Consider the following 24499-nt stretch of genomic DNA (forward strand, 5'->3'; position numbering starts at 1 on the left):
TGTTCATTCCATTTAGCGGTACTTTTACCAATAAGGTTACAAATCGTTAATCAAAAAACACAGATATTTCAGCCGTGATACCATCCCAATCAGATCCTATTTGCCCAGCAGAGGCATTACCTTCAGACTGTTTAACATATTCAGCTTTAACTAACGTGCCACTTGCTACCCACCAACCTAAACCGACTTGAAAACGTGTTAAGTCTTTATCGCCTGAAACACCATCGCTTGCGTTAGTAATAGAACTATAACGCGTCGCTAAATATAAGCTTTCTGGTTTTATGTATTGTGTCGCTTCAATCGCATAGTAATGAATTTTACTTTCTATTTCTTGATAGCCTATCGCTTTACTCGCTACAGTTTGTTTACCGTTACTGTCTACAAAGCTGTAATCGTCTTTCGCAATTCCTGCCCAAGCTCTTAATAAAGTACTAGCACTTGCTTGGTACTGAGCATTTATTTGTAAAATATTGGCATTTAAACCGGGTAGTAATCCAGCATGAGTATCACGTGAATTGGTGCCTGATGATACAAAATTATAATTGTCGCCATCGCCTTGAATAAGCCCAGCGGTTTGAATATTAGCAAATTCTCGGCTAGCAACTTGGTCACCTAAATCACTCACAAACCAACCTAATCCTACATCTAAACCTAAATTGGTATTAATAGACGCTCTACCAAATACGTTATATCCTTTGTCGCTACCATAGTCTTCAAAAAAGGTCGGTACTGAAAGTCCAACATCAGCATTCACTTTAGTAATAGTAGAACCCATGATTTTTTTCGACCATAACGTTTGAATACCTGATTCAGCCGTTACAAAATCGATAGGTGAATTACCAATAAGAGGATTTTTTTGTACGGCAGCCCCATCAGAATAGCCACGATAATCAAATACAGTAGAAACAATGTTCCCAGCTCTAAATAACCATTGCGTATTTTCATCGGCTTTGTCGGCTAGGCCTAAAATGTCTAAATCGATATAAGCTAAATCTTGCGATATTTCAAACTGGTCGTCTGAACCAAAGTCGTTGGGTTCTTCGCCAAGATCTGCATAAGCAGTCACATAATCATTAATTTTAACGGCTAACTCTATGTTAAAACGTAAACGCTGAAAACCTGACGACATATTTGTGTTTATATTTTCAAATGCGCCAGCATTAGCTTCTATTGATTGATAGCCTTGCATAAGTAAAACTTTAGCATCAACTCTCCCATCAAAAAATTCTGCGGCATTTGCTGAATGTGTTAGCCCAACCGCCAAAACACTGGTTGAAATTAAAGTACGGGTCGATTTCATTAGTTTTGTTTTAATCATCATTATTATCCTAATTTTTTAGTTTGGCAGTATGAATTCTTCAGTTGTTTATCTTCACAAACACCACTGAGCATAAGCTCTTTTTGCGGGCATATTCCCAAAGCAAATTTATATCGTCAACCACTAATAATTAAAAAATAGATTCCCTATAAATTTTAAAAATATATTTCACTTTAAATTCAATAAATTAAGAATTTAATTTTTAGAGTAATAATTTTTTGTACGTTAAATATCCTCTTAAATTTAAAAATTTGAGCTAAACCTCAGGTTAAAAATGTCAAAAAAGGTGCAAAAAAGTAAAATAAACGGATCTTTTTTCATGAATAAACGTGTAATGATCAAATATGAATATATTTTTAATAAACACTAAATATATGAAATTAAATAACTTTACTTACATTCACGGTTTTTTAACTTTTCTTTTGATTAAAAATCACACGATAAAAGATTGACATTGCACTTTCTTGGTGGGATTATGCCCAACATTGGAGCTTACGCCCAACCTGATGGCAAATGCTCATCATAGGTATTTAATTACGTTAAAGTGGTTCGGTGTAAATGCACTGAAGTTTTATGCTAAGTTGCTTATACAAAAACTAGGTAAAAGGTAAAACATGAACGCGAACATTGAATTGATTATTTTTGACTGTGACGGTGTATTAATTGATAGCGAAATTATCAGCGCTACGGTACTTATTGAGCAATTATCTACCATAGGTATAGAGATTAATATCAACTACATCCAACAGCATTTTTTAGGATGTAGTTTTAGCTCAGTAAAAGAAAAAATACATAAAGCGTTTAATGTAAAGCTGCACAATAATTTTGAAAACGAATACCGTATTGCACTATTAACAGCGTTTGAGAGTAATTTACAAACCACCAAAGGTATTAAAACAGTTTTGTCTCAGCTTAGCGTACCGTTTTGTTTAGCAACAAGCAGTAGCCCGCAACGTACTGAAAAAGCATTAAGTCTTGTTGGCTTAACACCTTTTTTTAAAGAAACTGTTTTTACCGCTAGCGAAGTTAAAAATGGTAAGCCGGCACCTGATTTATTTTTGCATGCCGCTAAAACAATGAAAGTAGCACCAGAAAATTGTTTGGTTATTGAAGACAGCATGGCGGGAGTAACCGCCGCATTATCTGCAGGTATGCAAGTTATTCACTATAAAGGTGGGTTACATATGTCTGATGCAACTCATGCGGTTTCAATACAGTTTCCAAACGTTACGGTAATGCAACATTGGGATACGTTTATAACATTGCAGCCAGCACTTATGGCAAATAAATAGTTAGATAGGCATTACTAAGTGCCACACAAAAAAAATAAAATAATAAATAAAAATAACTAAACAAAGGCATCCTTATGGATAACAAATCAAATTCAGAACTAAAACGCTTAGAAGATGCTGCGCGTGCTGCTTGGCTTTATTACGTAGCTAAAAACACACAAGACGAAATAGCTCAAAAGTTAGAAGTTTCTCGTCAGTCAGCACAACGTTTAGTTGCCCTTGCAGTAAATGAAGGGTTAATTAAAGTACGTTTAGAGCATCCTATTACCGAATGTATGGAATTAGCCCAACAGCTAAAAGATACATTTAACTTACTTGAATGCGAAATAGTGCCGAGCGATCCTAACGCCCCAAATTCTAGTTACGGTTTAGCCCAGTGTGGAGCCACTATATTAGAACGTTATTTAAAATCAGACACACCTAAAACTTTAGCTTTTGGTACAGGTAGAGCATTAAAAGCTTGTATCGACGAGCTACCTTCAATGCAATGTCAGCAGCACAAAATAGTTTCATTATTAGGTAATATGATGGCAGATGGTTCAGCCTCAGCTTTTGATATTGTGGTAACCATGGCCAATAAAGTTAATGCTAAACACTTCCCGATGCCGCTTCCTGTTATTGCATCAACCGTTGCAGAAAAACAAATATTGCACAGCCTTAAACCCGTAAAAAGTATTTTTAGCTTAATTGAGCAAGCTGACGCTACTTTTGTCGGTATAGGCCAAATTACCGAAAACTCCCCTTTATTATTAGACGGTTTTATTAACGACTTTGAGCTTGAAAGCGTAAAAAACGATGGTGCACAAGGCGAAATTATTAGTTGGTTATATGATGAAAATGGTCAACTCCTTAATAATACCACCAACGAGCGAGTGGTAAGTTCTCCGTTAACCATTAATGCCAGTAAACCTGTTTATGGTATTGCTGCAGGTAGCGATAAAGTCAAAGCAATTCATGCAGCCCTTAAAGGTAAATTAATAAATTCATTAATTACAAATGAGTATACCGCCAAAGCCATACTTAGCATGTAATTAAAGTAAGTCCCAAAAAGTAGCTCCACAGTTAAAGCCTTGGTTTATAACTGCGGACAACGCTACTTAAAATAAGATGAAACGGTTAAATATTATTCATAAAACGTTTCAATTTCAAAACACATATCATGCACTGTTTATTTAACAGCCATGATAGAAGGAAAGCAAAAAATGGCCAATATTCATAGAGATAACTCATTTAGTAATATAAATGAAGAACAAATGCCAGTTGCAAAAAACAAATTGCATGGGTGGAAACATTTTGCAGGTTTATATGCTGGGGAGCATGTAGCCGCAACTGAATTTGTAATAGGTGCAACCTTCGTCGCATTAGGCGCTGCAACTACTGATATTTTACTGGGTTTATTAATCGGTAATTTATTAGCCATGTGTTCTTGGTGGTTATTAACAGCACCTATCGCTGTTGAAACACGCTTAAGCTTATACAATTACCTCAATAAAATTGCGGGTAATTCTATGACCAAGCTCTATAACTGGGCAAATGTTGTGATATTCTCCGTAATATCAGCCGCCATGATCACCGTATCTTCCACCGCGGTTAGGTTTTTGTTCGACATTCCAGCTCAGCTCAATTGGTACCCCAACAGTTTTTGGTTTGTCGCTATTGTGCTCGCCGTAGGATCTATCGTGGTGTTTGTTGCTATGTATGGCTTTTCAACGGTAGCTGACTTTTCTAAAATTTGTGCCCCTTGGTTATTTGTTATTTTTATTGCCGGTTCGTTTACCCTATTCCCTGCTTTATCTAACCATGTATTAGGCACAACAACTCTTAGTGGTTGGAGCGACTTTATTACCATTGGCGACAGTTCCATTTGGACAGGCTTCACCAGTGATGGTGAAAAAGGTATCGGCTTATTTGAAGTTATCGGCTTTGCATGGGCAGCTAACTCTATTACTCACTTTGGTTTAATCGACATGGCAATATTTCGTTTTGCTAAACGTAAAAGTTACGGTTTATTCTCAGGTGTTGGTATGTTCTTTGGCCATTACTTAGCATGGATATCTGCAGGTATTATGGGCGCTGGTGCAGCCGTATTACTTAAAACAACCATCACTTCGTTAGATCCAGGTGATGTGGCTTACCACGCATTAGGTTTAACCGGTTTTGTGATAATTATTATTGCTGGCTGGACAACGGCTAACGCTAATTTATACCGCGCAGGTTTAGCTGCACAGTCTATTTTTGTTAATCAATCACGCGAAAAAACAACCGCTATTGTAGGTGTTGTTACTGTTATTATTGCCTGTTTCCCTTTTGTATTTTCGCAAATGTTACCGCTATTAACTTACGCAGGTTTATTAGTTGTTCCTGTAGGCGGCATCGTATTTGCTGAGCATGTGTTATTTCCAAAAATTGGTTTAACGCGTTACTGGGCTAAGTATCAAAATATATCTCGCAGCGTACCAGCCATAGCAACTTGGGCCTTAGCTTTAGTATTCGGTTTTGGCTTAAATATTTTAGATGTTATGTCGTTCTACTACTTATTCATTCCTACATGGATTTTCAGTATTGTTGTTTACACCGTATTAGCAAAAAAATACGGTGCTGATAAAGACTACACAAAAGAGGTTGCTGCTGAAAACCTTGAACAAAAACAGATTGTTGCTTACCAAACAGAAGAAGCGCGAAACGACACACCCTTTGTTGAAGACACCAGCACAATAAGCAAAATATTAAATGCGGTATCAACAGTTTCGTTACTTATTATTACCGCGTTTGCTACCCAAGTTATGTTTTTCAGCTCAACGATGGACATATACGACACAAACAAAGTGCAATTTGAATATTACTGTTTCATTTTTACTATCGTTTATTTTGCTAGTGCTTATGCATCTCTTAAGCGCCAAAAAGCACTCAACAACTAACAACAGTAATACAAACTAATAAACACGCGCACATTAACGTTTAGGTTAACTAACAACACGCTAATGTGCTGCGTTTAACATAAAAAATTGAGTAACTACAAAACAGTTACCCTAATTTATTTTTAGGTTTAATCCTATTAAGTAAGGCCAAACACATGACAAACACCACACTAAATGAAACACAAAACGGTTCATTAAACCAACTTACATTAGCTAACTTACCTAGCCATATTGATATTCCTACTTATGATCGTAGCCAGTTAACCGCAGGTATTGTTCATATTGGTGTCGGTGGTTTTCATCGTGCGCATCAAGCTATGTACATTAATGAATTATTGAAAACACCGGGGTCAGAACAGTGGGCAATTTGTGGTGTAGGTTTATTAGAAAACAACCGTGGTTTGCGTGATATTTTAGTTAAACAAGACTACTTATATTCGTTAGTGGTACGCCACCCTAATGGCCAAATAGACAACAAAGTTATTGGTTCGATGATTGATTTCATCTTCGCGCCTGACAACAAACAAACCGTTATAGACAAATTAGCTCATAGCGAAACTAAAATAGTTTCGTTAACCATTACCGAAGGGGGTTACAACTTACACCCTACTACAGGCGAACTTGATTTATTAAACGAAGGCATCGCACACGATATTGCTAACCCTAACGACCCAAAAACAGCATTTGGTTATATTGCTGCAGCATTACAAATACGTAAAAACAAAGGTATGAACCCCTTTACGGTACAGTCTTGCGACAACATTCAACATAACGGCGCCGTAACACGAAAAATGTTACTTACGTTTACCCAGCAGCAAGATCCTGAGTTAAGCCAATGGATTAAAACACATGTTGAATTTCCAAATGCTATGGTTGACCGTATAACGCCAGTAACAACAAAAACAGATATTGACTACGTTACTAAAACTTATGGTTTAACCGACGAGTGGCCAATTACCTGTGAATCGTTTTCGCAATGGGTAATTGAAGACAATTTTAGCGACGGCCGACCTAACTGGAATTTAGCCGGTGCACAGTTTGTAACAGACGTAACCCCTTTTGAAAAAATGAAAATACGTTTATTAAACGCAGGCCATTCAGTACTTGGTTTATTAGGTTCTATTCATGGTTATGCCACGATAGACGAAACTGTATCCGACAAAGATTTTGCACAATACCTACGTGCATTTATGGACTTAGAAGTTACGCCGTTATTAGATAAATTAGACGGTATTGATTTAGAAGAATACAAAGACACATTAATAGAGCGTTTTTCAAATCCAAATATTAAAGACAGCCTCGCGCGTATTTGTTCTGAAAGTTCAGCCAAATTGCCTAAATTTTTAATTGCCTCTATTAACGAAAACTTAGCCGCAGGTCGCGATTGCTCTTTAGCCACTTTAGTGATTGCCACTTGGTGTTTATACAGCGACAAACAGGTAAACCAAGCGAATAATCCGTTAGATATTCAAGACGCAATGCGTGACGAACTAGCAGAGTATGCTCAACAAACTCGTACCGACCAACTCGCTTTTTTAAAGTTAACGAGCTTATTCGACAATTTAATTAATCAAGCTGATTTTAGTGAAAATTATACAACAGCAATTAACGCGTTATATTCGCCAACAAGTAACATTAAAACCATAATGAAAAACACGCTTGAGCAAAAATACCATACCCTTGCTAAAGGAAAATAACATGAACAGTTTATTTATTAATCATAAAGCCCCTAGCGATATCACTATTAATTGTTTTGGTGAAGTACTATGGGATTGTTTTAGTAGCGGTAAGCGTTTAGGTGGCGCACCTTTAAATGTATGTTTGCGCTTAAACTCTCTTGGCATTAAAGCCAATATGATCAGCGCCGTTGGCAAAGACACCTTAGGCAACGAACTACTTAACGTGATTACAGAACGCGAAATGAACACCCACTTTATCGCTGTCAATCCCGATAAAAAAACCAGTACAGTACAAGTTACGTTAGACAAAAGTGGCTCAGCATCGTACGAAATTGTTGCAGATACCGCTTGGGATAATATTGACTTAACCCCTGCCCTTATCGAACAAGTACAATCGTCAGATATTTTTGTATACGGCAGTTTAGTTGCTCGTCAAGAAACCTCGTTAAACACTTTAAAGCAGCTAATAAATGTCGCTCAATTTAAAGTGTTTGACGTAAACTTACGCAAACCCCATTACAACATTGAAACCTTAATAGAGTTAATGCAAGCCGCTAATTTTATTAAACTAAACGATGATGAGTTATACGAAATAGCTTACGCGATGGGTTCTAAATTTAACTCGCTAGAACAAAATTTAGAGTTTATTGCAGAAAAAACCAATACACCTTACATGTGCGTAACCAAAGGTAATCACGGTGCATTACTTAAAATTAATGATAAAAATTACTACAACTCAGGCTTTTTAATTAAAGTCGTAGATACGGTAGGAGCTGGCGATTCATTTTTAGGTTCATTAATTTATCAACTATGTAACACCACCAATGCACAATACGCAGTTAACTTTGCCTGTGCTGTTGGCGCTATGGTGGCACAAAGCCAAGGTGCCACACCTGAACTGTCAATGGAGGAAATTGAACAGTTTATGAATCCAACCTCTTAAATAGGTAGTAAACAATTAAAGCAATTATTTATCAACAGCTTAATGTGTATTATTGTTTTCCTAAGCTATATTAGTCTCTCAACATTGATATTTTTGCGTATAACAAGGCGAATTTTTCTACCTAATAGCTGGCTATTAGTAATAAATTCAACGAAGTTAGGCGTAAAAATAACTTGTTGAGTAACTTTGCTTATCCTGAGTTGAGGTTATTTAACTCAATACAAAAGTTTACTCATCATCACCGCTATTTAGCCAAATATCAGCATTAATGGTGGGTTTCTTTTTACGCTTTTTCTTACCGCTTCCAGCCGGTGCAGCCATAGGTTTTGTTTGTTCGGCAAACTCAGCCAGCAAAGCATCAATGGTATTTTCGTCAACTTCAAAGCCTTCAACTTGCTCGCGTTCAAGCCAAATTTTGTTCTTTTTCTCAATCACTTTAAAGTGATGATAATCTTCATGATCAATCAGCGATAAAGCCAAACCTACTTCGCCAGCACGACCACTTCGACCAATACGGTGCATGTAATCAGACGGGCTTCGAGGTAAATCAAAGTTAATAACAACAGGTAGTTTTTCAATATCTAAACCACGTGCAGCAATGTCGGTAGCAATTAATACTTCTATTTCACCACTCTTAAAGCCTTCAAGTACTCTACTACGAGCGCCCTGACCTTTGTCGCCATGAAACACTTCAGCCGTAATGCCGCGTTTAGAAAGCTTTGCCGCTAAATGTTCACAACTGTTTTTAGCATTTACAAAAATAAGCGCTTGTCGCCACGAATGCTGAATAATTAAATGGGCTAACACCGCTGTTTTCTCGCCTTTGTTCACCTCAAATACACGTTGTACCAAGGTACTTGCGTCAGCACTTTGTACTTGTATTTCAATCGGGTTATTCAGTAATTTTTGCGTTAAAGCTTTTACCTGATCAGGAAAAGTTGCTGAAAACAATAAAGTTTGTTTTTTAGTGGGCAATAAAGCTAAGAGCGCTGTTAGCTCTTCGGTAAAACCTAAACTTAACATGCGGTCGGCTTCATCAAGCACTAAGGTTTTAACCTTATCGAGTTTAATCGCATTACTTGAAATTAAATCGAGTAATCGACCCGGCGTTGCCACCAAAACATCTGTACCACCACGTAACGCCAGCATTTGTGTATTAGCTGACACACCACCAAACACAGCCACTGTTTTTATTTCGCCATTAAAATGTACCGCGTACGACTTAATGCTATCAGCCACTTGCTTAGCTAATTCGCGCGTAGGTACTAAAATTAATTGAGTAACAAAGTTACCTTTATTACTTACACTTTTACCTGAAGCTTTTTCAGCGTCTTTACTTTTAGAAAGCTGCTGCAAAATAGGCAATGCAAAAGTCGCCGTTTTACCCGACCCTGTATTTGCCCCTGCAATTAAATCGCGCCCAGCTAACACACTAGGAATAGCTCGCGCTTGAATAGGCGTTGGCTGCTGGTATTCCAGCTCAATTAATCGAGCTAATAATTGGGGAATAAGGCCAAGTTCTGTAAAGCTGGCAGGCATTGTAGGTATGGTTGTAGCTGTGGTAGCAACATGAGTTGAATCAGTGTTTTTGGCAGAGGTCATTAATATAAAGGGCTTAAAGCTAAAATAATTGCGGCTATTTTAACTTATTTAAAGCGGGTAAGTTAGTGAAATTAGATATTCATAAATAAACCCATTGAATACTTACTGAAGTCACTTTGCAACAGGAATAATTCATTGTTCAACGTTTTGGTTTAATTCAAAATAAAGGAGTATTACGCATAATAGGGTTAAAGCTTACTTTTTATTTTCTGCTTTAAGGTATCTGCTTTCATTCTCTTGCGTGGGTAACATGCAGGTATCGTACTTACCAAATAAAGCGTAACGATTAAGAGCAATACGATCATACAGCCAGCTTCTTATCGGCTTTGGCAATATTTTGAATACGTACAACACACGCCACGGGTACCCTAACTTATTTATAATATGTAAGAATGCGTCGCTCTTATCAAAACACTGATTACCTTCTACATATAACATAGTGTCGAAATGTTCTGTTGGCATATTAAAGTGTTTTAATATGCTCTGCCCTTCTGGCGATTGGACACTGCATAATTTGAAAAGCTGCTGCGTGTCGTACTTAATAATAAACTGACTCCACGCGTTACAAAGCTTACAGACCCCATCGAATAAAATAACGCAGTCGTTTTCAGTAATATGAGGTGGGTATTTTACAACGGGCATGAGCTTTCCTTGTTAATTTAATCCTTTAACTTACCAGCATTTCTTTAGTTATTAATTTTAATGTTCAGGCTTTGATTGAACAGAATTAACATGACTTGCGTATAAATAACCAATCAAAACAATGATCGGAATATTCTTAGTAATAGGTCCGAACGGATGCAACCAAAAACTCGCATCAATAAAAGTTAACAGTATCGTATAAAGTACAATAACACTCACTTGCACAATACAGCATACCTTGATTTTAAATGAAGTAATTAACCAAACACCAAGCATTATGTCTAATATACCGCCCGCATTAATCGCTATATCGGCAAGCATTCCTGTGATATTGGCGCTAGCTAATATTTGATAACCTATGTTGGGAGAGAAATACACTGAGGTTAATCCCGTAAAAATCCATAAAAAGGCTAATGAAAATCGCGCTGCTTTATTTAATGTTTTTTGGTTAACCTTATTCACTCAGAATTCCTTTAAACTAATGGGAACGGTTTAAAAACCATTAACCAGAAAATACCTAATATAGCTAAAAAGGCAGGTATACCCAGCAATACCCATGTTCTCATTAACGACTTAAACTCAGGTGTTACTACATTAGCATTAACCGACATTTCGGCTAGTTCACGTAATTTGTATTGAATTCTCAAAACAGGTAACCAACAAAGTCCAATAAAAACAAACAATCCTAATACCCAATAAAACCAAGGTGACGAGAATGAATAACCTTGCATGTTCATTAGAAATATTCCGCTAACTATTTGAGTAATAACCGCAGGTGTTGTAAATATCCAGTCGCCTAAAATTACATGTTTAGTAGTAATATAAATAGCTTGTGGATTATTAGAACGATTAGCCATAAACATAAAAAAAGCAATGCCCGCACCAGTGCCCGTTACGATAACAGCCGCTAAAATATGAATTAATTTGAGGGTTAAGTAATTTTCCATTAAAAAAGTCCCCATTATGTTTCCTGAACTTGTGCTTCACGAGACAAATTATCTTCAAATACAATATCTAAAGCATCAAAAGATGAACTAAAGTCGCTTAACTGTAATAAGCCTACACAAGACTTAGCACCGCTTTCTATCTTATGAGTACCTTCAGAACTAAGCAGTTTTTTTGCTAAAATAATGGTTGAAAGTGTTGGAATATAAGGACCGTTACCTTTAGGTGCGTACAAGGTCCACTTTACTTGTTTTGAATTTCCACTAATGCCTTTACCACTAATAAGTACCTCCATCGCTCCTTGGTCGCTACCAAAGGGTAAAAATATATTACTCGCGCTAACAATAGTTTTTGATAACGGTGCCCAGTTTTTTACAAGCTTTATTTTTGACAGATAAGCCATACCAACCATAGTTAAGTGCAGTATTGGCAGCTCTAATCCTGCTTGAAAACTTACTTGTTGTGAAACGCTATAGCGCTTAGGGAATAACTCTAAATCAGGTACGTCCACATTGGCTAAATAACGTTTACCAACAAAGCCACCAAAGTCGTTTACCTTAGAATCCATCCAACCATATACATTTTGCCAACGACCTTCTTTAAACACATTTAAAGGGTGACCTGTGTAAGACAATATAGCCTCAACGGTTGCTAAACCACGTTCAGCTTTATTACCCGGTGCAATGGCTAAATTTATCGATTCAATAGCGCTAAACTGATTTTGATAAAAGTCGACAACGGCTGAAGATAATCCAGGTACAGAGCTCGCTCCACTAACAATCAACACACCTTTTTCTTTCGCTTGCTTGTCTAGCTCGGCAATGTCACAAACAAATCTACGATCGTCAGCTAAATCAATATAATGAGCACCACAATCTATACATGCTTTAGGCACTCGGTAATCTTGCCCTTGAAATGGACCGCTTGTATGAATAACAAGAAATGGGGAAATAGTCGCTAGCTGTTGAGCAAAATCATCAGCAAATATATCAATAACCAACGGAGCTAAACTAGCGGATGCAGAATCCTTTAAACTTTCAACCAATGCTGATGCTTTACTTAAATTTCTGCCAGCGATTAGTATGTTTATCCCCTCAACTTCTGACAGGTTTTCAACAATCCTTTTACCGAAATTTCCGTAACCACCAAGAACAACTATATTTTTCACTTGTTACTTCCCTTTAATTATTCATCAATTTCATAATAAATTGTGGTACTAATCAACCACGGTATAAGCACACTTTATGTAACATAAACACAGAAGCTAAGCCTAAAATAGAACCACCCGTAATAATTACTAACTCATGTGACGTTGTTGTCGTTGTAACGACTTATTCTTAACTACTTGCGCTACTTGCGGAACAGCGTAAAGATTAAGACTACTGAACAAGCTTTTCAATTTAGCGGCTTCATAATCTTGTTCTATTTTTTCAATCACTAACGCATGCTTTTCAGGGTATAAAGCTTCAACCGATTGCGAAATCAACTCAAACAACTTCTTCAAATTAATTTTATGTATTTGTCCTGTTTTGTTAAAAATCCATTCGGTAATCGCCATAAAATCATCAAACGGTTCGTCCGATAATATATGTGGTAACGAATATTTAAAACGACCTGAATTACCAATCATATCCCAATAGCGAGCAAAGCGATTAATACGTTGCATCGTAGGAAAGCTAACTCTGTCGGTACTTAAAATATTAAACGGTGGTAACGGATTAAAACGTAAATCGAACGCTTCGGTATGCCTGATAATGGGGCTACCTTTTAAACGTTTTAAAATACCCATTTGAATTTCGTGTGGTCGACAATGGTAAAGCTGATTAAAGCTATCTTTAAAGGTATCAAAGGTTTCGCCAGGTAAACCAAAAATCAAATCGGCATGAATATGCGCTGAAGTATGATCTCTTAACCAAAGTAAGTTCTCTTTCGACTTAGCATTGTTTTGCTTACGGCTAATGTTTTTTTGCACTTCAACGTTGAAGGTTTGAATACCAATTTCGAACTGCAAACTACCCTCAGGAAACTGCGCTAACAATTCTTTGAGTTTTCTAGGAAGATGATCAGGCACCACTTCAAAATGAAGATAAAGATCGTCAGTCATTCTGTCTAAAAAGAACTGCATAATTTGCATTGTGGTTTTAATGTTTAAGTTGAAGGTTCTATCAATAAACTTAAAGTTACGCGCGCCACGTTCATACAAAATTTCCATTTGCTCAAGGAAGGTTGTTAACTCGAACGGCGTAGAGGCTTTGTCTAAAGACGACAAACAAAACTCACATTTAAACGGACAACCACGCGACGCTTCAACATAAAGCAAGCGATGTGTTAAATCTTCATCGGTGTAATATTCATACGGCAAAGCAATATCTTCTAACCCTACAGGTTGCGACTTAAGCACTTTTTTGTCGGGTAACTTGTTATTGAGTATGTTTTTACACAGCTCATAAAAACTAATATCTGCAGGACCCGTTAAAACATAGTCAGAATACTTAACAATAAGCTGTTCTTCAGTTTCGTAACTGACTTCTGGCCCACCTAACACCACCTTGATTTCAGGCGCTATTACTTTTAATAAGCTCACAACATCAGTGGTTTCAACAATATTCCAAATATAAACACCAAAGCCAACAATAGTAGGTTTAGACGCTAAAATTTGCTCAACAATATCGATAGCGCGCGTTTGAATAATAAATTCTTGAATCTCGCAAAGCGGCTGTAGCTCTTTTAAATTAGCGTACAAATAACGTAAACCAAAACTGGTATGAAAATATCGAGCGTTAAGCGTAGCAAGTACAATTTTAGGCGCACCATCATTTTCAGCCCTATTGTTTTCAACATAAGTAACTACATCAGCATTATTGTTGATATCTTCACCTGTAGAAGAAAGCTGTGGAGCAACTTCAATAAAGTTTGGCGTGTTTAAATCTGGCGAAGTTGTGCTAGATAAATCTGTAGTATTCTCTTCAGTTGAATGAATCTGTGTAACCGCTATGTCGGGATGTTTATTTTGCTCAGTCATACTGAATTGAATACCTTGATTGGGTCTGTTGATGGTTTTAAAGATGATTCAGGGATTATACGGGGAATGAGGAAGTTATTCAGTAATCTTATTTAAGCAATTAATAATAAAGTAAAAATCTGGTCTACAATACCTATGCTTGATATTCATTAAATTTTAGACGAAAAAAATCGCTAATAATTTAGCGATTTTTAATTACCTAATGAACAGATCAATGTACAAAAGCAGCCTTCTGTCACTTTGTGCTATTGGTTCGACATAGTTGCGATAACTCAACCGGTGTCAGTAATTTCGCTTCACTCGTTTTAGCGGCTCTTTCAATATCAGCATCTGTTTGTTTCTTTACTGATGTCCAGTTTGTTGAACCTACACTTTTTTCAATATTTTCTAGTTTAACTTTCATTTTCACCTCCTTTTGGAACGGGTTTAAACTCTTCCAGCTCTTTATCTGTGATGTTTGGTGAATCAATATCTGACAATATACCACGCTTAATATCGGCTTCAGTCATATTATCAATTACACTCTTATCAGTTGTTCCTTCCGACTTACAAATATCTTCCAGCTTGATTCGTTTAATTGCCATTACAACTCCTTAAAGGGTTTTAAAAAACCTAATTCATATGATTTTCTTTCTCGACTATTAGCTTTTCTAGCACTAATCAAACGGGTTACACCATCATTATCTCGAAAAGTATATACAATCATCAGTATACCAAACTTAGTCATACCTATAGTTTGATAGCGATCTTCGCCGTAATTCTTTCGTGTATCTTTTCGATAAACTCTCTAAGCATCAATAAATACATGAACAGCGTCAGAAAAATCAATATTATGCTTTTGTTTATTTATAACACTTTTCACATCATCCCATTCAAATTCCATTTTATCTCCTTTGGTTTGTAAGTTAGCCAGAGAACTGACTATTTTTAGTAATTACAGACTAATTATAAACCTAATCAGGGATTGTATGCAGATGAAGATCGATTTTATTCAAAGTTCGCTCCTTGAATAATTAAAAAATATACGCTTCTATCCTATAGCCATCAAACTAGATACGTATGCTGACTTTAAAACAATAATCAATATGGCTATTAAGTACCAAACGGCACTGAATATCATATTAAGGTAAGGTGTTAAATCCATCTATTGCTTAGTCCTTGTGAAAACTACTTTTACTCTCTGACGAAAGTTAATTTCATAATAAAATCAGCAACAACTAATCTACTATACAAACATATAAATAAACAACAAATTACAGACGAAAAAAAACCGCTATTTTATTAGCGGTTTTTAAAATATAGCGATATGAATATAAGCGCTGATTTTATTCTATAAAATAAAATTTATAGCAATCATAAAATAGCTACTTGTATCTCTTTTAGGCTATGTATAAATGTATTTTAAAACAAGCATATTATTTGTTTTTATTGTCTGTTTTAACTACTTTTAAATGTGCCCTTCTACGCTCTTCGTCAGCTTTTTCCATAGACTCATTTTCAGCGTCAAGCTCTTCTTCTGATTGATAAAGAAAATCCCAAGAACCACATAAAATATGTGTATCTGGATCTAACTCAGGAAGTTCTCTACTTTCGTCAAAATAAAATTCAGCACGTTTTTTTGCTCGTTCATCTAACCACGCTGCAAGCTCTGGAGAGCCTTCGGGAGGACGCTCTTTTTTCTTGTTGTCGTATGCAAGTTTAATTTTTTTAGTCATAATTTAATCCTTATACTATGGTAATTATAACATTTTCCAAAGGTGTTCAGGATCGCTTCCTTTACTTTTTTGATAAATAAAACCGTGGTTGCGATAATAGTGAATAAGTTTGTCATTTAATGGGCGCATTATTTTAATTTGGCTTGCGCCAATTAAATCGGCATACGCTTCAAAAACAGTGATATTTATTTCAAATATACGTTTATCTAAAATATGTTGTTCACAAGGGTTTTTCTCAATAACATCAAGGCGCATCGATTGCCCTGTTTTGGTTGGGAATCCAATCGCTAAACTACATAATGTTGTATTTAACCAAACAGCCAAATCTAATCTATCAGGATGTCGATAAGCCCACTTTTTATAGCCTTGAGAAAAAGACCAAGGAAGGTTTTTTCGATAAGGTGAAGATTCCCATATTTGAGCCATCAACAAAGCATCTTTATCTATATCTCGGAATATTACATTGTCTTTTAAATCGTACGGCAAGTTTTTTTTAGCGAGAGCTAAAGCTTCATTTCTATATTGTTGATATTTATTTTCAGCGTTTAAATGTTCCGTTTTCATTGTTATTTACTCATTCCTTGTATTAATTTCAGGCTGCTATGATATCTATTTTTTTAATCAGTTGGTAGCCGTGTAGTTCTCGATATTCCTAAATACGCACTAACAGCTTGGTCTAAAATCTCAACCAGTTCTGCATCCATGTATTGATAGTCATCGGGAATATCGAGCACTTGAATATTTTTATATTTGAGTGTGTTGGTGAACTCTGATTTTAGTCGGCTTTTATGATGTTCTTCCATTACAAAAATCGTGTCAGCCCATTCAATGTCTTTCGCGTTTACTGTTTTTCTAGCACTTGAACTTGTTCCTGCAGATCTTACGTTCAGGTTTGGGTGCTTTTTAAAGATGTGTTCGGCTGTAGGGCTACGCCATTGATTTTTACTGCATATAAAAAGGAGGTTTGTCATATCCATATGAAACTTGTGTTAGTGGGGTTAGCGAAATATTAAAACTTATTAGAAAGAATCGTTTATTTACGCAGTAATTACAAGCAGGTAAAAGGCCTTATTAATACTTTACTATAGATATTTGAGGTTTACTTTATTTTAGACGAAAAAAAACCGCGAATAAATAAGCGGTTTTTAAAATATAGCGATATGAATATAAGCGCTGATTTTATTCTATAAAATAAAATTTATCGCAATCATAAAATAGCTACTTGTATATCTTTTAGGCTATGTATAAATGTATTTAAAACAAGCATATTATTTGTTTTTATTGTCTGTTTTAACTACTTTTAAATGTGCCCTTCTACGCTCTTCGTCAGCTTTTTCCATAGACTCATTTTCAGCGTCAAGCTCTTCTTCTGATTGATAAAGAAAATCCCAAGAGCCACATAAAATATGTGTGTCTGGATCTAACTCAGGAACTTCTCTATTTTCATCAAAAAGAAAATCAGCAAACTCTTTAGCACGCTCATCAAGCCATATCGAAAGCTCTGGAGAACCTTCGGGAGGACGCTCTTTTTTCTTGCTGTCGTATGCGAGTTTTAATTTTTTAGTCATTCTTTTTTATTGGCTTTTATCTTTATATGTAACTACTTAGTTAGCGTAAAACGCCATAAGGTCTTTAAAAGTGAGCTATTACGCCGACAAAAGCACCTTTTAACTCAACATCTGCATACAAATTGTTTACGTTTTCAAATTCTATTTTCTCGGCTTGATAGCCTACGGTAAGATTAAAGTCCATTTTTGCTTGATCAAGTAGTCGATAACTTAAGCCAACTTGATAGTTATAAAGTGAATAGTCGTCTTTCAATGACACATTACCTTGTGCAAATACACTTAAATTAGCTAACGGTAAGCTAGCGTTAGTGGCAACATACAACATAGGCACAACTTTGCTTTTCTTTTTATTATCTGTTGTTACTGTATCTGTTATTTCTGTAACAGAATGATCATGCCCTTCGTGCTCTTCTACATCCCAAATAAAATCAGACGTTGTAGTAACTGTATTTGTTGTTGCGGTTACTGTAGCTGTGACATCAAAATCTCTAGCGGCTATGCCTAAATCAAATGAAAACAACGAATTGTCAATTACTTGATAATATAAAGTGTAATCGATATAACTGATGTTAAAGCTTGCATTAAGATCAGAATTTACATGAAGATTAACATGAGAAGTTTCGTTGTCGAATTTAGATTCTTGCACTACATTCGTTTTAGCTGTGGTATCAAACTTGGTATTCGAAATACGTACATTAGGGAGAAAAGGAAATGGATGTTTGGCGGCAACAAAGTAGTTATTTTGTTGTGCTTTTTTTAAATCTGAGTTAATTGGGTTTTGTTTCTCACCAAAAAATCCACTTGCTTCTCTTTGCCAAATTTGACCGCCAAGATATAAACCAACTGAATTTGCTTGCACGTTAGAGGTACAAAATACAGCAAGCGTTGCTGTAAAAAACGTTTTTTTCATGTGGTAACTGTCCTTGATTTACGAATGTAATATTCCATGTTTATACCCGTTATCTGAGCAATAAGGTTATATCAAAAATGTATTATACCGTGACTTTAATACTGCCATTATTAAAATAAATGATTAAATATAGGCTTCATATTAAAAAATTAGCGGTTAGTTAACCTGAGTTTTTTTACTACTTTTGCAATACATGTTTCTTTATCTACTACCCATAACCCGTAGCTAATAGGTAAGACTTCAACACCCGCACGTTTAAATAATTTGTAGGTGTTTAATTCAAAAAAGTCTGCCCATGGGCCAGGAAAACCGATCAGGTCTATGGCTAAGTATTGCTCCTTATATCGACACAGAATATCTACGTCTGTTCCTGCAATTGTGTAACCTGCCCACGTTTCAATATTTAATGTCGCTAATTCAGATATTACACTTTGCTGAAACTCGTCAAGTTGAGATGATACTGAATGGCTAGCTTCAAATTCGCTAATAGAGCCTAAGTATCTACGTAGTAAGTTGTGTTCAGGCAATTGAGTTTCATCTATCGATAGAAATAATATTTGCTTTTGCCTTGCCCGTGTAATGGTAACGTTGAAAACATCTGCTTTGTTTAAATATACCGCTGCGCGTTTTGAATTGTTATCGACAGAAAAAGAGATAAGCATAATGTCTCTTTCTTCTCCTTGAAAACCATAAGGCGTTGCGGCACGAATTTTATGTTTAATAATTTCAGCTTGGCTAAAGTTGACTTCAATTTCTTTGGCTAGGTGTTCTGCTTGATGCCTAAAGGGCGAGATAACGCCGATGCTATGGTCAATCCCAACATGTGTGTCTGCTTCTATTTGGTCTTTAATCGTCTGTATTACATGTTCAGTTTCTAGATGATTAACACCTGCTTTATCTCTAACGCCATTGACTCTTTGTAAATGAAGATGACCACTACTTGTGCAGGGGCGGTGTTGCATAACCTTTAACTTATTTTGATAAAAGTGTTGGTTACTAAAATGAATAAGCTCAGGTTTACTTCTAAAGTGTTCATCTAAAAAAGCTAACTGTTGATGGCTGGAGAGTGCAGTTAAGGCTAAATCTAAAATTGAATTATCACGATAACTTACAACGCCTTCACTATCAGGTTTGAGATCGTTTTTAATCGTTATTTGGGCTTCTTTGCTTTTAGCCAAGAACGAGTAATGCCTTAGCTGTTTGGTATCTCCAACCACCATCGCCCTTTTTGCGCGATAAAGTGCAGGTAAACAACTGCTGATATTGCATTGTGTTGCTTCATCGATAATAACTAAATCGAACATTTCTGCTTTTAAAGGCAACACTCTGTAAAGTGTATTCAAACTAACAAGCCAAACCGGAAAGGCAGAAAGCAATGAGGAATATTCAATATCGTCAAAAAGCTCAAATTGCCTTTTAGATGTTCGACTACGGATTGCTTTATTAAAGGCTTGTAGCGATGATCTTTGTTTTTCGACTAAGGTTTTTAAATTTCTATTTTTTAAGGCACTTAAATAACCGGCTGCAAGCTTTTCTCGCTGAATGTGCTTTGTATTTATTTCATTTAAAGAAACCCACTCTTTGGTGAGTTTTTTAATGCCACTTTGCGCTAAAGCTAAATATAAGCGCGTTAACCATTGTGCATCTCTTTGTTGTAGCCCTTTTAATCTTTGCCCTCTTACAATGGCTTTCTGACAAAATTTAACAAAGCGTTTTTCTAATACATTTAATGCGTTATTGATCGTTTTTAATTCTAATTCGCAAGTATCAGGTGCTTTGCTTAACTCTTCTGAAAAATACCCTGCTAAAAGATTTTCAATGTAAGTTTTTAACTTTTTAATAAACGCTTTTTGTCCTGCTCTAATTGATACGTCACTTAAACCAAAGTTATCGCCTAACTTTTCAGCGATCACATCTAAAGCGGCATCGTTATTAGCAACGATAAGTACAGATTCACCGCGTGCCATATGCTCTGCGGCAATGGCGGCTATTGTATAGCTTTTGCCCGTACCTGGAGGCCCAGAAGCACAACCTAAGTTAGCGTTTGCGGCAATTGATATGATTTTTTTCTGTGGTGTTGACAGCAAACCTGGTAGGTAATCATATTTTAGAGGTTTGATTGCTTGTGAGTTGTTGGTTGCCTTTTGTGAAGGCAACAACAGCTCTGATAACGGTGGAGATAGGTTGTCAGATTCAATGATCTCTTCCAATTCATGAAGAACTCCACGACTACTTGTCGACCTTTCAACAAAAACCAACATGGATGCAGGAAGCAAGGTGGGTGTTTTTCTTTTTAGTGCTTTTTTAATTTCGTTTGAGTTAACAAGGTTAGGAAAATTAAGTAACTCAAGTAAGTTTAATTCTATGGGGCTATCTTTGAGCCACGAAACCCACGTAGATGTAGATTGAATGTTGGTGTTATCTTCTAAGTCAGGCCTGCCATCACTTTCAGGCATTAATAATTGCGTTAACGATTCATTTATTTCAGGCGTTTGATTGTTAACAGAAAAGTAGTAATTGTTCTCATCTTTTTCGATTACAGCTTCATTAAACAAAATGGGTGTAACCACCTCTTTTATTTCGCCTTTAATCTCCAACTTACCAACTAAAATAAAGCTCGCGTAAAGTAATACACGCTCGCGTTGATATACTTCAACATGCTTCATCATTTGTTCTGCAAAGTTTTCAGGAATAGGCATTCGGGGAAGAAAACCAGAGCCTAAATCATCTTGCCCTTCTAAAATAAGACAGTCATCTTTTTTAAGTTTACTTAGGTTCCATAAATTCAGATCTGCACTGTCTTCTTTGTAGCAATCTCGGTAGTAGGAAAGGATATTTTGGATCGACACGGTTAACTTTGCCCTGACTGAATAAATTGATTTATCACTAAGGCACATTCTTTAGGTTTTGTTTGTATCACAAAGTGAGGTCCTTCTATTTTTTTAAATTCAATATGTTTAAAAACTTTAGAAAATTCATGACTTTTATTAGAAGATATGAGCTTATCTGAATGCGCTTGAATATACATGGTTGGAAGTTCAAAAGTTACCTGCGGAAGAACCTGTTTGCTCATAACCTTTAATCTATTTTTAATAATTTCATCTGGAATGGATTTAATCACTTTTACGAATTTAGATAAAAGCGCTTTTGAAGCTCCTGTTCCAAAGAAGAGTAATTTATAAAAAACAATTGATATGGATGAAGAAGCAAAAGCTTTAATAGGTAACCTTTTAGTTATGGGTAATAAGTATTTATTAGGAGAACTTAGAAAGCTAGCTACAAACACCACTCCTTTTATATGTGTTAATTCAAGCTTAAGGAGTTCAGGAACAATACCTCCAGAAAATGACTCAGCAAGCAAAATGTAATCTTGTTGCGGTAATTGTTTGCGAATGACTTGAGCTAACGAAGCATGATCTTGAGGACCATGGTTTGGCAATGGAATAACTAAATAATCACCATCAAGATGAGATAGAAAGTCTGTAAATAATTCTCCTGTACCATCCATACCTGGTAATAACACTAATGTAGAAATAACGACTTTCCTTGCTAGATATAAACAATAAACACTTGTTAACAAACTATATTATAGGTAAGTAAAAAAAGCCATTGATGTAATAGTTAGAACGATAGTTGGAATAAATAACAAGAGGTCGCGCTAAAACAGTTATGTGCTCTTTATCAAAATTTAGACGAAAAAAAACCGCGAATAAATAAGCGGTTTTTTAGCATGTGGCGGAGCTAACTGAATAAGTGATTAAGCTGAATTAACTGTTTCAACTTACTGCTTTATTGTAAACAACACTTTTTGAATTTCTTACCACTGCCACATGGACAAGGATCATTACGGCCCACTGTAGCTAAAGAGCTAACAGGAACACTGTTTTTTAGAATGATATTTTCGTCGTACAGGATATTATCTAATAAACCGCCTTTCTCCATTAACGAATCAAAGCCATCAAGTTCTTCATCTTCTGGTTCGTTAGCAATCCAAGTATTTAGGGTATCAACAACATTAAAGTTTGTTTGAATTATGCCAGATTCAATGAGCTTGTGTGAGCTGTCGCTATTCCATGCCTTTACTTCACTTTGTTTAAATCGGTCTTCATCGAATAGGTCTTTGTCACATAATTCGTTAAATTGGCTTTTAAAACTATCGAGTTGATATTTAATACAATAGTCTGCTAATGCACTTATTAAAAAGCTATTGATTGAACTTGGTAAAGCCAAAAATCCAGCTAGCCATTGAGTTATATGATCTTCTAGTTCAATTTTATCAATAACACCTGCTTCGTATTGAGCAAATACCGCTTCAATAGCTGATGCTTTGCAATACATGGCTTGATGACTACCCGTAATATAATTACATAAGGCTTGTGTATTACCGTCGGCGACATTATAAAATAACGTAGATGTTACCTCGGTGAGTGCGTCATCAAATATGGTATCAATGGGAGTTGCCAATGAATCGCTGCGAGCAAATAACTGTAAACACTTTTCTAACGCTGGTGAGTATTTTAATTCTGCTAATAGTAATGTTCCAAAAAATAAAATAGCTTCTTGTTCATTTGTTAACGATGTATCGTCTGCGCTAAATTGATCTATCAGCCGTTCTAATTCAGGGTAAAATGCAGACCAATTTTCTTTCGCTGCTTCTATACCGGCAATAGTTAATTTGTTGTCGTTTGTATTACTTATTGCCAATAAAATTTGTTCTACGTTCATTTAAAGTTCCGCGTTAACTAATCAATTCTGAGTGCATATACTGAAGTTCGTATACTAACATTTCTTATTCTTGTTAACATTTAAATAGATAAGTTAACCAAATAAGTTACTCACTTTAAATCACCAGCCTGTTTTTTCGTCATAAAACAAACGATTAATAGATCATTGAGATCAGTTACAAGTCAAATTTAGGATACATTATGTCAAACATATTTGACATCACTTAAAAGTAAAATTAACATTACACCATGTCAAATATTTTTAACACCACATAATAAGGAGTGAGAGATGTCATTTGTTCATAAAAGTGTTTGGGTGCAATTTTTAATTACTGTATTTATTGCATATTACTACGGTAGTGAGTTTGTTCATTTATTTTCAACAGAGCAACTTAATGATGATAACTTTACCTCATTACTATTTTCTACGGTTATCAAGCTCGTTATCCTGAATATCGTTGTACATACCATAGTGGCAGTGTTGAGTAACAAAAACGAAGTCGAGCAAGAAAGTGATGAACGAGATGTATTGATTAGTTTAAAAGGAGGGAACGCCGCCTACAACATGCTGAGTGCTTGGGTCGTATTCATAATAGTTAGCTTATGGGCAACATCATTAGGAAAAGGTCTTTACCATTTTGATACATTGAGTGGAGAATACAACATCTTGAATATATTACTTGTAGGCTTTCTTGTTGTAGAAATAATAAAATTTTCTTATCAGTTATTTCACTATCATAAGGGCGTGTAATTATGCCTAAAGTATTAACTAATAATGTTCGAGTTTTACGCTTTCATCGCAATGAGATGACACAGCAAGATTTAGCCAAAATGGTTAGTGTCTCTAGGCAAACTATTGTAGCAATAGAAAAAGGCAAATACTCACCATCGTTAGAAGTTGCCTTTAAAATTGCTGATGTATTTGGTGTATCTATTGCAGAGGTATTTAGTTATCAAGAACAAGTTGATAACTAATGTTTGATTTTAAATTGCTACTGATTGAGGAATATTAGCACCATGATTTGAACTCTAAATCAGGTTTAGCGCTACAAACCCTCTATTCTAAACATCAAACTCTAGACGAAAAAAAACCGCTAAATAATTAGCGGTTTCTTAGAATGTGGCGGTGAGATAGAGATTTGAACTCTACAGCAGGTTTAGCGCTACAAACCCTTTTGTTTTACTAAACACTAAATAGCAAAAAGCCGCTACAAGTAGCGG

General features: G+C 35.8%; 24 protein-coding genes and 1 pseudogene. 7 read left to right on the forward strand and 18 right to left on the reverse strand.

Features of this window, described 5'->3' with window-relative positions; translation table 11 throughout:
* Positions 1–46: 46 nt before the first annotated feature.
* A complete protein-coding gene (locus AC0L5Q_RS05385) occupies positions 47–1321 on the reverse strand; it encodes a hypothetical protein (protein ID WP_473615255.1) in 1275 nt (424 codons plus the stop codon).
* Positions 1322–1932: 611 nt separating this feature from the next.
* On the opposite strand from AC0L5Q_RS05385, the gene AC0L5Q_RS05390 reads away from it, so the two are divergent.
* The 5 genes from AC0L5Q_RS05390 to AC0L5Q_RS05410 all read left to right on the forward strand — a co-directional run bounded on the left by AC0L5Q_RS05390 (position 1933) and on the right by AC0L5Q_RS05410 (position 8150).
* Positions 1933–2610: an HAD family hydrolase gene (locus tag AC0L5Q_RS05390; RefSeq protein ID WP_473615258.1), complete on the forward strand. Its 678-nt coding sequence runs from the start codon at positions 1933–1935 to the stop codon at positions 2608–2610.
* A 74-nt stretch (positions 2611–2684) separates the two neighbouring features.
* Positions 2685–3641 (forward strand): sugar-binding transcriptional regulator, encoded by a 957-nt coding sequence (locus AC0L5Q_RS05395; RefSeq protein ID WP_473615261.1) that lies wholly within the window; start codon positions 2685–2687, stop codon positions 3639–3641.
* Between the two features lie 171 nt (positions 3642–3812).
* The gene (locus tag AC0L5Q_RS05400) at positions 3813–5528 is read left to right on the forward strand and encodes a purine-cytosine permease family protein (protein ID WP_473615264.1); all 1716 of its coding nucleotides are present in this window, start codon (positions 3813–3815) and stop codon (positions 5526–5528) included.
* Positions 5529–5683: 155 nt separating this feature from the next.
* On the forward strand, positions 5684–7225 hold the full coding sequence (locus tag AC0L5Q_RS05405; RefSeq protein ID WP_473615266.1) for a mannitol dehydrogenase family protein: 1542 nt from the start codon (positions 5684–5686) through the stop codon (positions 7223–7225).
* Position 7226: 1 nt separating this feature from the next.
* Positions 7227–8150, forward strand: a complete 924-nt coding sequence (locus AC0L5Q_RS05410) for a carbohydrate kinase family protein (RefSeq protein ID WP_473615270.1) — start codon at positions 7227–7229, stop codon at positions 8148–8150.
* Positions 8151–8378: 228 nt separating this feature from the next.
* Here the strand turns inward: AC0L5Q_RS05410 and AC0L5Q_RS05415 are convergent, their stop codons facing one another.
* The 17 genes and pseudogenes from AC0L5Q_RS05415 to AC0L5Q_RS05495 form a co-directional block, all read right to left on the reverse strand.
* Positions 8379–9689 carry a DEAD/DEAH box helicase gene (locus AC0L5Q_RS05415; RefSeq protein ID WP_473618259.1) on the reverse strand — a complete coding sequence of 437 codons (1311 nt, stop codon included), beginning with the start codon at positions 9687–9689 and terminating at the stop codon, positions 8379–8381.
* Between the two features lie 258 nt (positions 9690–9947).
* Positions 9948–10394, reverse strand: a complete 447-nt coding sequence (locus tag AC0L5Q_RS05420; protein ID WP_473615274.1) for a thiol-disulfide oxidoreductase DCC family protein — start codon at positions 10392–10394, stop codon at positions 9948–9950.
* A gap of 57 nt (positions 10395–10451) precedes the next feature.
* Complete coding sequence (locus tag AC0L5Q_RS05425; protein ID WP_473615278.1) at positions 10452–10856, reverse strand: DoxX-like family protein; 405 nt, start codon at positions 10854–10856, stop codon at positions 10452–10454.
* A gap of 11 nt (positions 10857–10867) precedes the next feature.
* Entirely contained in the window at positions 10868–11356 is a 489-nt protein-coding gene (locus AC0L5Q_RS05430; RefSeq protein WP_473615282.1) for a DUF2269 family protein, read from the reverse strand.
* Positions 11356–12507: a saccharopine dehydrogenase family protein gene (locus AC0L5Q_RS05435; RefSeq protein ID WP_473615286.1), complete on the reverse strand. Its 1152-nt coding sequence runs from the start codon at positions 12505–12507 to the stop codon at positions 11356–11358. Before AC0L5Q_RS05435 ends, AC0L5Q_RS05430 begins: the two co-directional genes overlap by 1 nt.
* A gap of 129 nt (positions 12508–12636) precedes the next feature.
* Entirely contained in the window at positions 12637–14361 is a 1725-nt protein-coding gene (locus tag AC0L5Q_RS05440; protein WP_473615290.1) for a B12-binding domain-containing radical SAM protein, read from the reverse strand.
* A 235-nt stretch (positions 14362–14596) separates the two neighbouring features.
* The gene (locus AC0L5Q_RS05445) at positions 14597–14764 is read right to left on the reverse strand and encodes a hypothetical protein (RefSeq protein WP_473615291.1); all 168 of its coding nucleotides are present in this window, start codon (positions 14762–14764) and stop codon (positions 14597–14599) included.
* Complete coding sequence (locus AC0L5Q_RS05450; protein ID WP_473615294.1) at positions 14754–14945, reverse strand: hypothetical protein; 192 nt, start codon at positions 14943–14945, stop codon at positions 14754–14756. Before AC0L5Q_RS05450 ends, AC0L5Q_RS05445 begins: the two co-directional genes overlap by 11 nt.
* Positions 14945–15130 (reverse strand): annotated as a pseudogene (locus AC0L5Q_RS05455) (BrnT family toxin); the annotation flags it as partial. The gene AC0L5Q_RS05450 and the pseudogene AC0L5Q_RS05455, both read right to left, overlap by 1 nt.
* Positions 15131–15776: 646 nt before the next feature.
* Positions 15777–16076, reverse strand: coding sequence for a hypothetical protein (locus tag AC0L5Q_RS05460; RefSeq protein WP_473615297.1), 300 nt, complete (start codon positions 16074–16076; stop codon positions 15777–15779).
* A 24-nt stretch (positions 16077–16100) separates the two neighbouring features.
* Positions 16101–16640, reverse strand: coding sequence for a hypothetical protein (locus AC0L5Q_RS05465; protein ID WP_473615300.1), 540 nt, complete (start codon positions 16638–16640; stop codon positions 16101–16103).
* 53 nt (positions 16641–16693) lie between these two features.
* Entirely contained in the window at positions 16694–17047 is a 354-nt protein-coding gene (locus AC0L5Q_RS05470; protein ID WP_473615303.1) for a low molecular weight protein tyrosine phosphatase family protein, read from the reverse strand.
* Between the two features lie 297 nt (positions 17048–17344).
* Complete coding sequence (locus tag AC0L5Q_RS05475) at positions 17345–17644, reverse strand: hypothetical protein (protein ID WP_473615307.1); 300 nt, start codon at positions 17642–17644, stop codon at positions 17345–17347.
* 64 nt (positions 17645–17708) lie between these two features.
* Positions 17709–18554, reverse strand: a complete 846-nt coding sequence (locus tag AC0L5Q_RS05480; protein ID WP_473615310.1) for a TIGR04219 family outer membrane beta-barrel protein — start codon at positions 18552–18554, stop codon at positions 17709–17711.
* A 149-nt stretch (positions 18555–18703) separates the two neighbouring features.
* A complete protein-coding gene (locus tag AC0L5Q_RS05485) occupies positions 18704–21403 on the reverse strand; it encodes a DEAD/DEAH box helicase (RefSeq protein ID WP_473615313.1) in 2700 nt (899 codons plus the stop codon).
* Between the two features lie 2 nt (positions 21404–21405).
* Positions 21406–22062, reverse strand: coding sequence for an alpha/beta fold hydrolase domain-containing protein (locus AC0L5Q_RS05490; RefSeq protein WP_473615317.1), 657 nt, complete (start codon positions 22060–22062; stop codon positions 21406–21408).
* 281 nt (positions 22063–22343) lie between these two features.
* Positions 22344–23279 (reverse strand): DUF1186 domain-containing protein, encoded by a 936-nt coding sequence (locus AC0L5Q_RS05495; RefSeq protein ID WP_473615320.1) that lies wholly within the window; start codon positions 23277–23279, stop codon positions 22344–22346.
* A gap of 288 nt (positions 23280–23567) precedes the next feature.
* Between AC0L5Q_RS05495 and AC0L5Q_RS05500 the strand changes: the two genes are divergently transcribed.
* Positions 23568–24029, forward strand: a complete 462-nt coding sequence (locus tag AC0L5Q_RS05500) for a hypothetical protein (protein ID WP_473615324.1) — start codon at positions 23568–23570, stop codon at positions 24027–24029.
* A 2-nt stretch (positions 24030–24031) separates the two neighbouring features.
* Positions 24032–24253 (forward strand): helix-turn-helix transcriptional regulator, encoded by a 222-nt coding sequence (locus AC0L5Q_RS05505; protein WP_473615328.1) that lies wholly within the window; start codon positions 24032–24034, stop codon positions 24251–24253.
* Positions 24254–24499: the final 246 nt, after the last annotated feature.

This window comes from Pseudocolwellia sp. G5-9 (assembly GCF_055808995.1).

Coding starts and splice junctions, on each gene's coding strand:
- AC0L5Q_RS05400 (WP_473615264.1), top strand. CDS start 3,813: ATGGCCAATATTCATAGAGATAACTCATTTAGTAATATAAATGAAGAA.
- AC0L5Q_RS05460 (WP_473615297.1), bottom strand. CDS start 16,076: ATGACTAAAAAAATTAAACTTGCATACGACAACAAGAAAAAAGAGCGT.
- AC0L5Q_RS05445 (WP_473615291.1), bottom strand. CDS start 14,764: ATGAAAGTTAAACTAGAAAATATTGAAAAAAGTGTAGGTTCAACAAAC.
- AC0L5Q_RS05415 (WP_473618259.1), bottom strand. CDS start 9,689: ATGCCTGCCAGCTTTACAGAACTTGGCCTTATTCCCCAATTATTAGCT.
- AC0L5Q_RS05505 (WP_473615328.1), top strand. CDS start 24,032: ATGCCTAAAGTATTAACTAATAATGTTCGAGTTTTACGCTTTCATCGC.
- AC0L5Q_RS05475 (WP_473615307.1), bottom strand. CDS start 17,644: ATGACTAAAAAATTAAAACTCGCATACGACAGCAAGAAAAAAGAGCGT.
- AC0L5Q_RS05495 (WP_473615320.1), bottom strand. CDS start 23,279: ATGAACGTAGAACAAATTTTATTGGCAATAAGTAATACAAACGACAAC.
- AC0L5Q_RS05465 (WP_473615300.1), bottom strand. CDS start 16,640: ATGAAAACGGAACATTTAAACGCTGAAAATAAATATCAACAATATAGA.
- AC0L5Q_RS05395 (WP_473615261.1), top strand. CDS start 2,685: ATGGATAACAAATCAAATTCAGAACTAAAACGCTTAGAAGATGCTGCG.
- AC0L5Q_RS05390 (WP_473615258.1), top strand. CDS start 1,933: ATGAACGCGAACATTGAATTGATTATTTTTGACTGTGACGGTGTATTA.
- AC0L5Q_RS05480 (WP_473615310.1), bottom strand. CDS start 18,554: ATGAAAAAAACGTTTTTTACAGCAACGCTTGCTGTATTTTGTACCTCT.
- AC0L5Q_RS05450 (WP_473615294.1), bottom strand. CDS start 14,945: ATGGCAATTAAACGAATCAAGCTGGAAGATATTTGTAAGTCGGAAGGA.
- AC0L5Q_RS05385 (WP_473615255.1), bottom strand. CDS start 1,321: ATGATGATTAAAACAAAACTAATGAAATCGACCCGTACTTTAATTTCA.
- AC0L5Q_RS05405 (WP_473615266.1), top strand. CDS start 5,684: ATGACAAACACCACACTAAATGAAACACAAAACGGTTCATTAAACCAA.
- AC0L5Q_RS05490 (WP_473615317.1), bottom strand. CDS start 22,062: ATGGATGGTACAGGAGAATTATTTACAGACTTTCTATCTCATCTTGAT.
- AC0L5Q_RS05410 (WP_473615270.1), top strand. CDS start 7,227: ATGAACAGTTTATTTATTAATCATAAAGCCCCTAGCGATATCACTATT.
- AC0L5Q_RS05430 (WP_473615282.1), bottom strand. CDS start 11,356: ATGGGGACTTTTTTAATGGAAAATTACTTAACCCTCAAATTAATTCAT.
- AC0L5Q_RS05420 (WP_473615274.1), bottom strand. CDS start 10,394: ATGCCCGTTGTAAAATACCCACCTCATATTACTGAAAACGACTGCGTT.
- AC0L5Q_RS05500 (WP_473615324.1), top strand. CDS start 23,568: ATGTCATTTGTTCATAAAAGTGTTTGGGTGCAATTTTTAATTACTGTA.
- AC0L5Q_RS05470 (WP_473615303.1), bottom strand. CDS start 17,047: ATGACAAACCTCCTTTTTATATGCAGTAAAAATCAATGGCGTAGCCCT.
- AC0L5Q_RS05440 (WP_473615290.1), bottom strand. CDS start 14,361: ATGACTGAGCAAAATAAACATCCCGACATAGCGGTTACACAGATTCAT.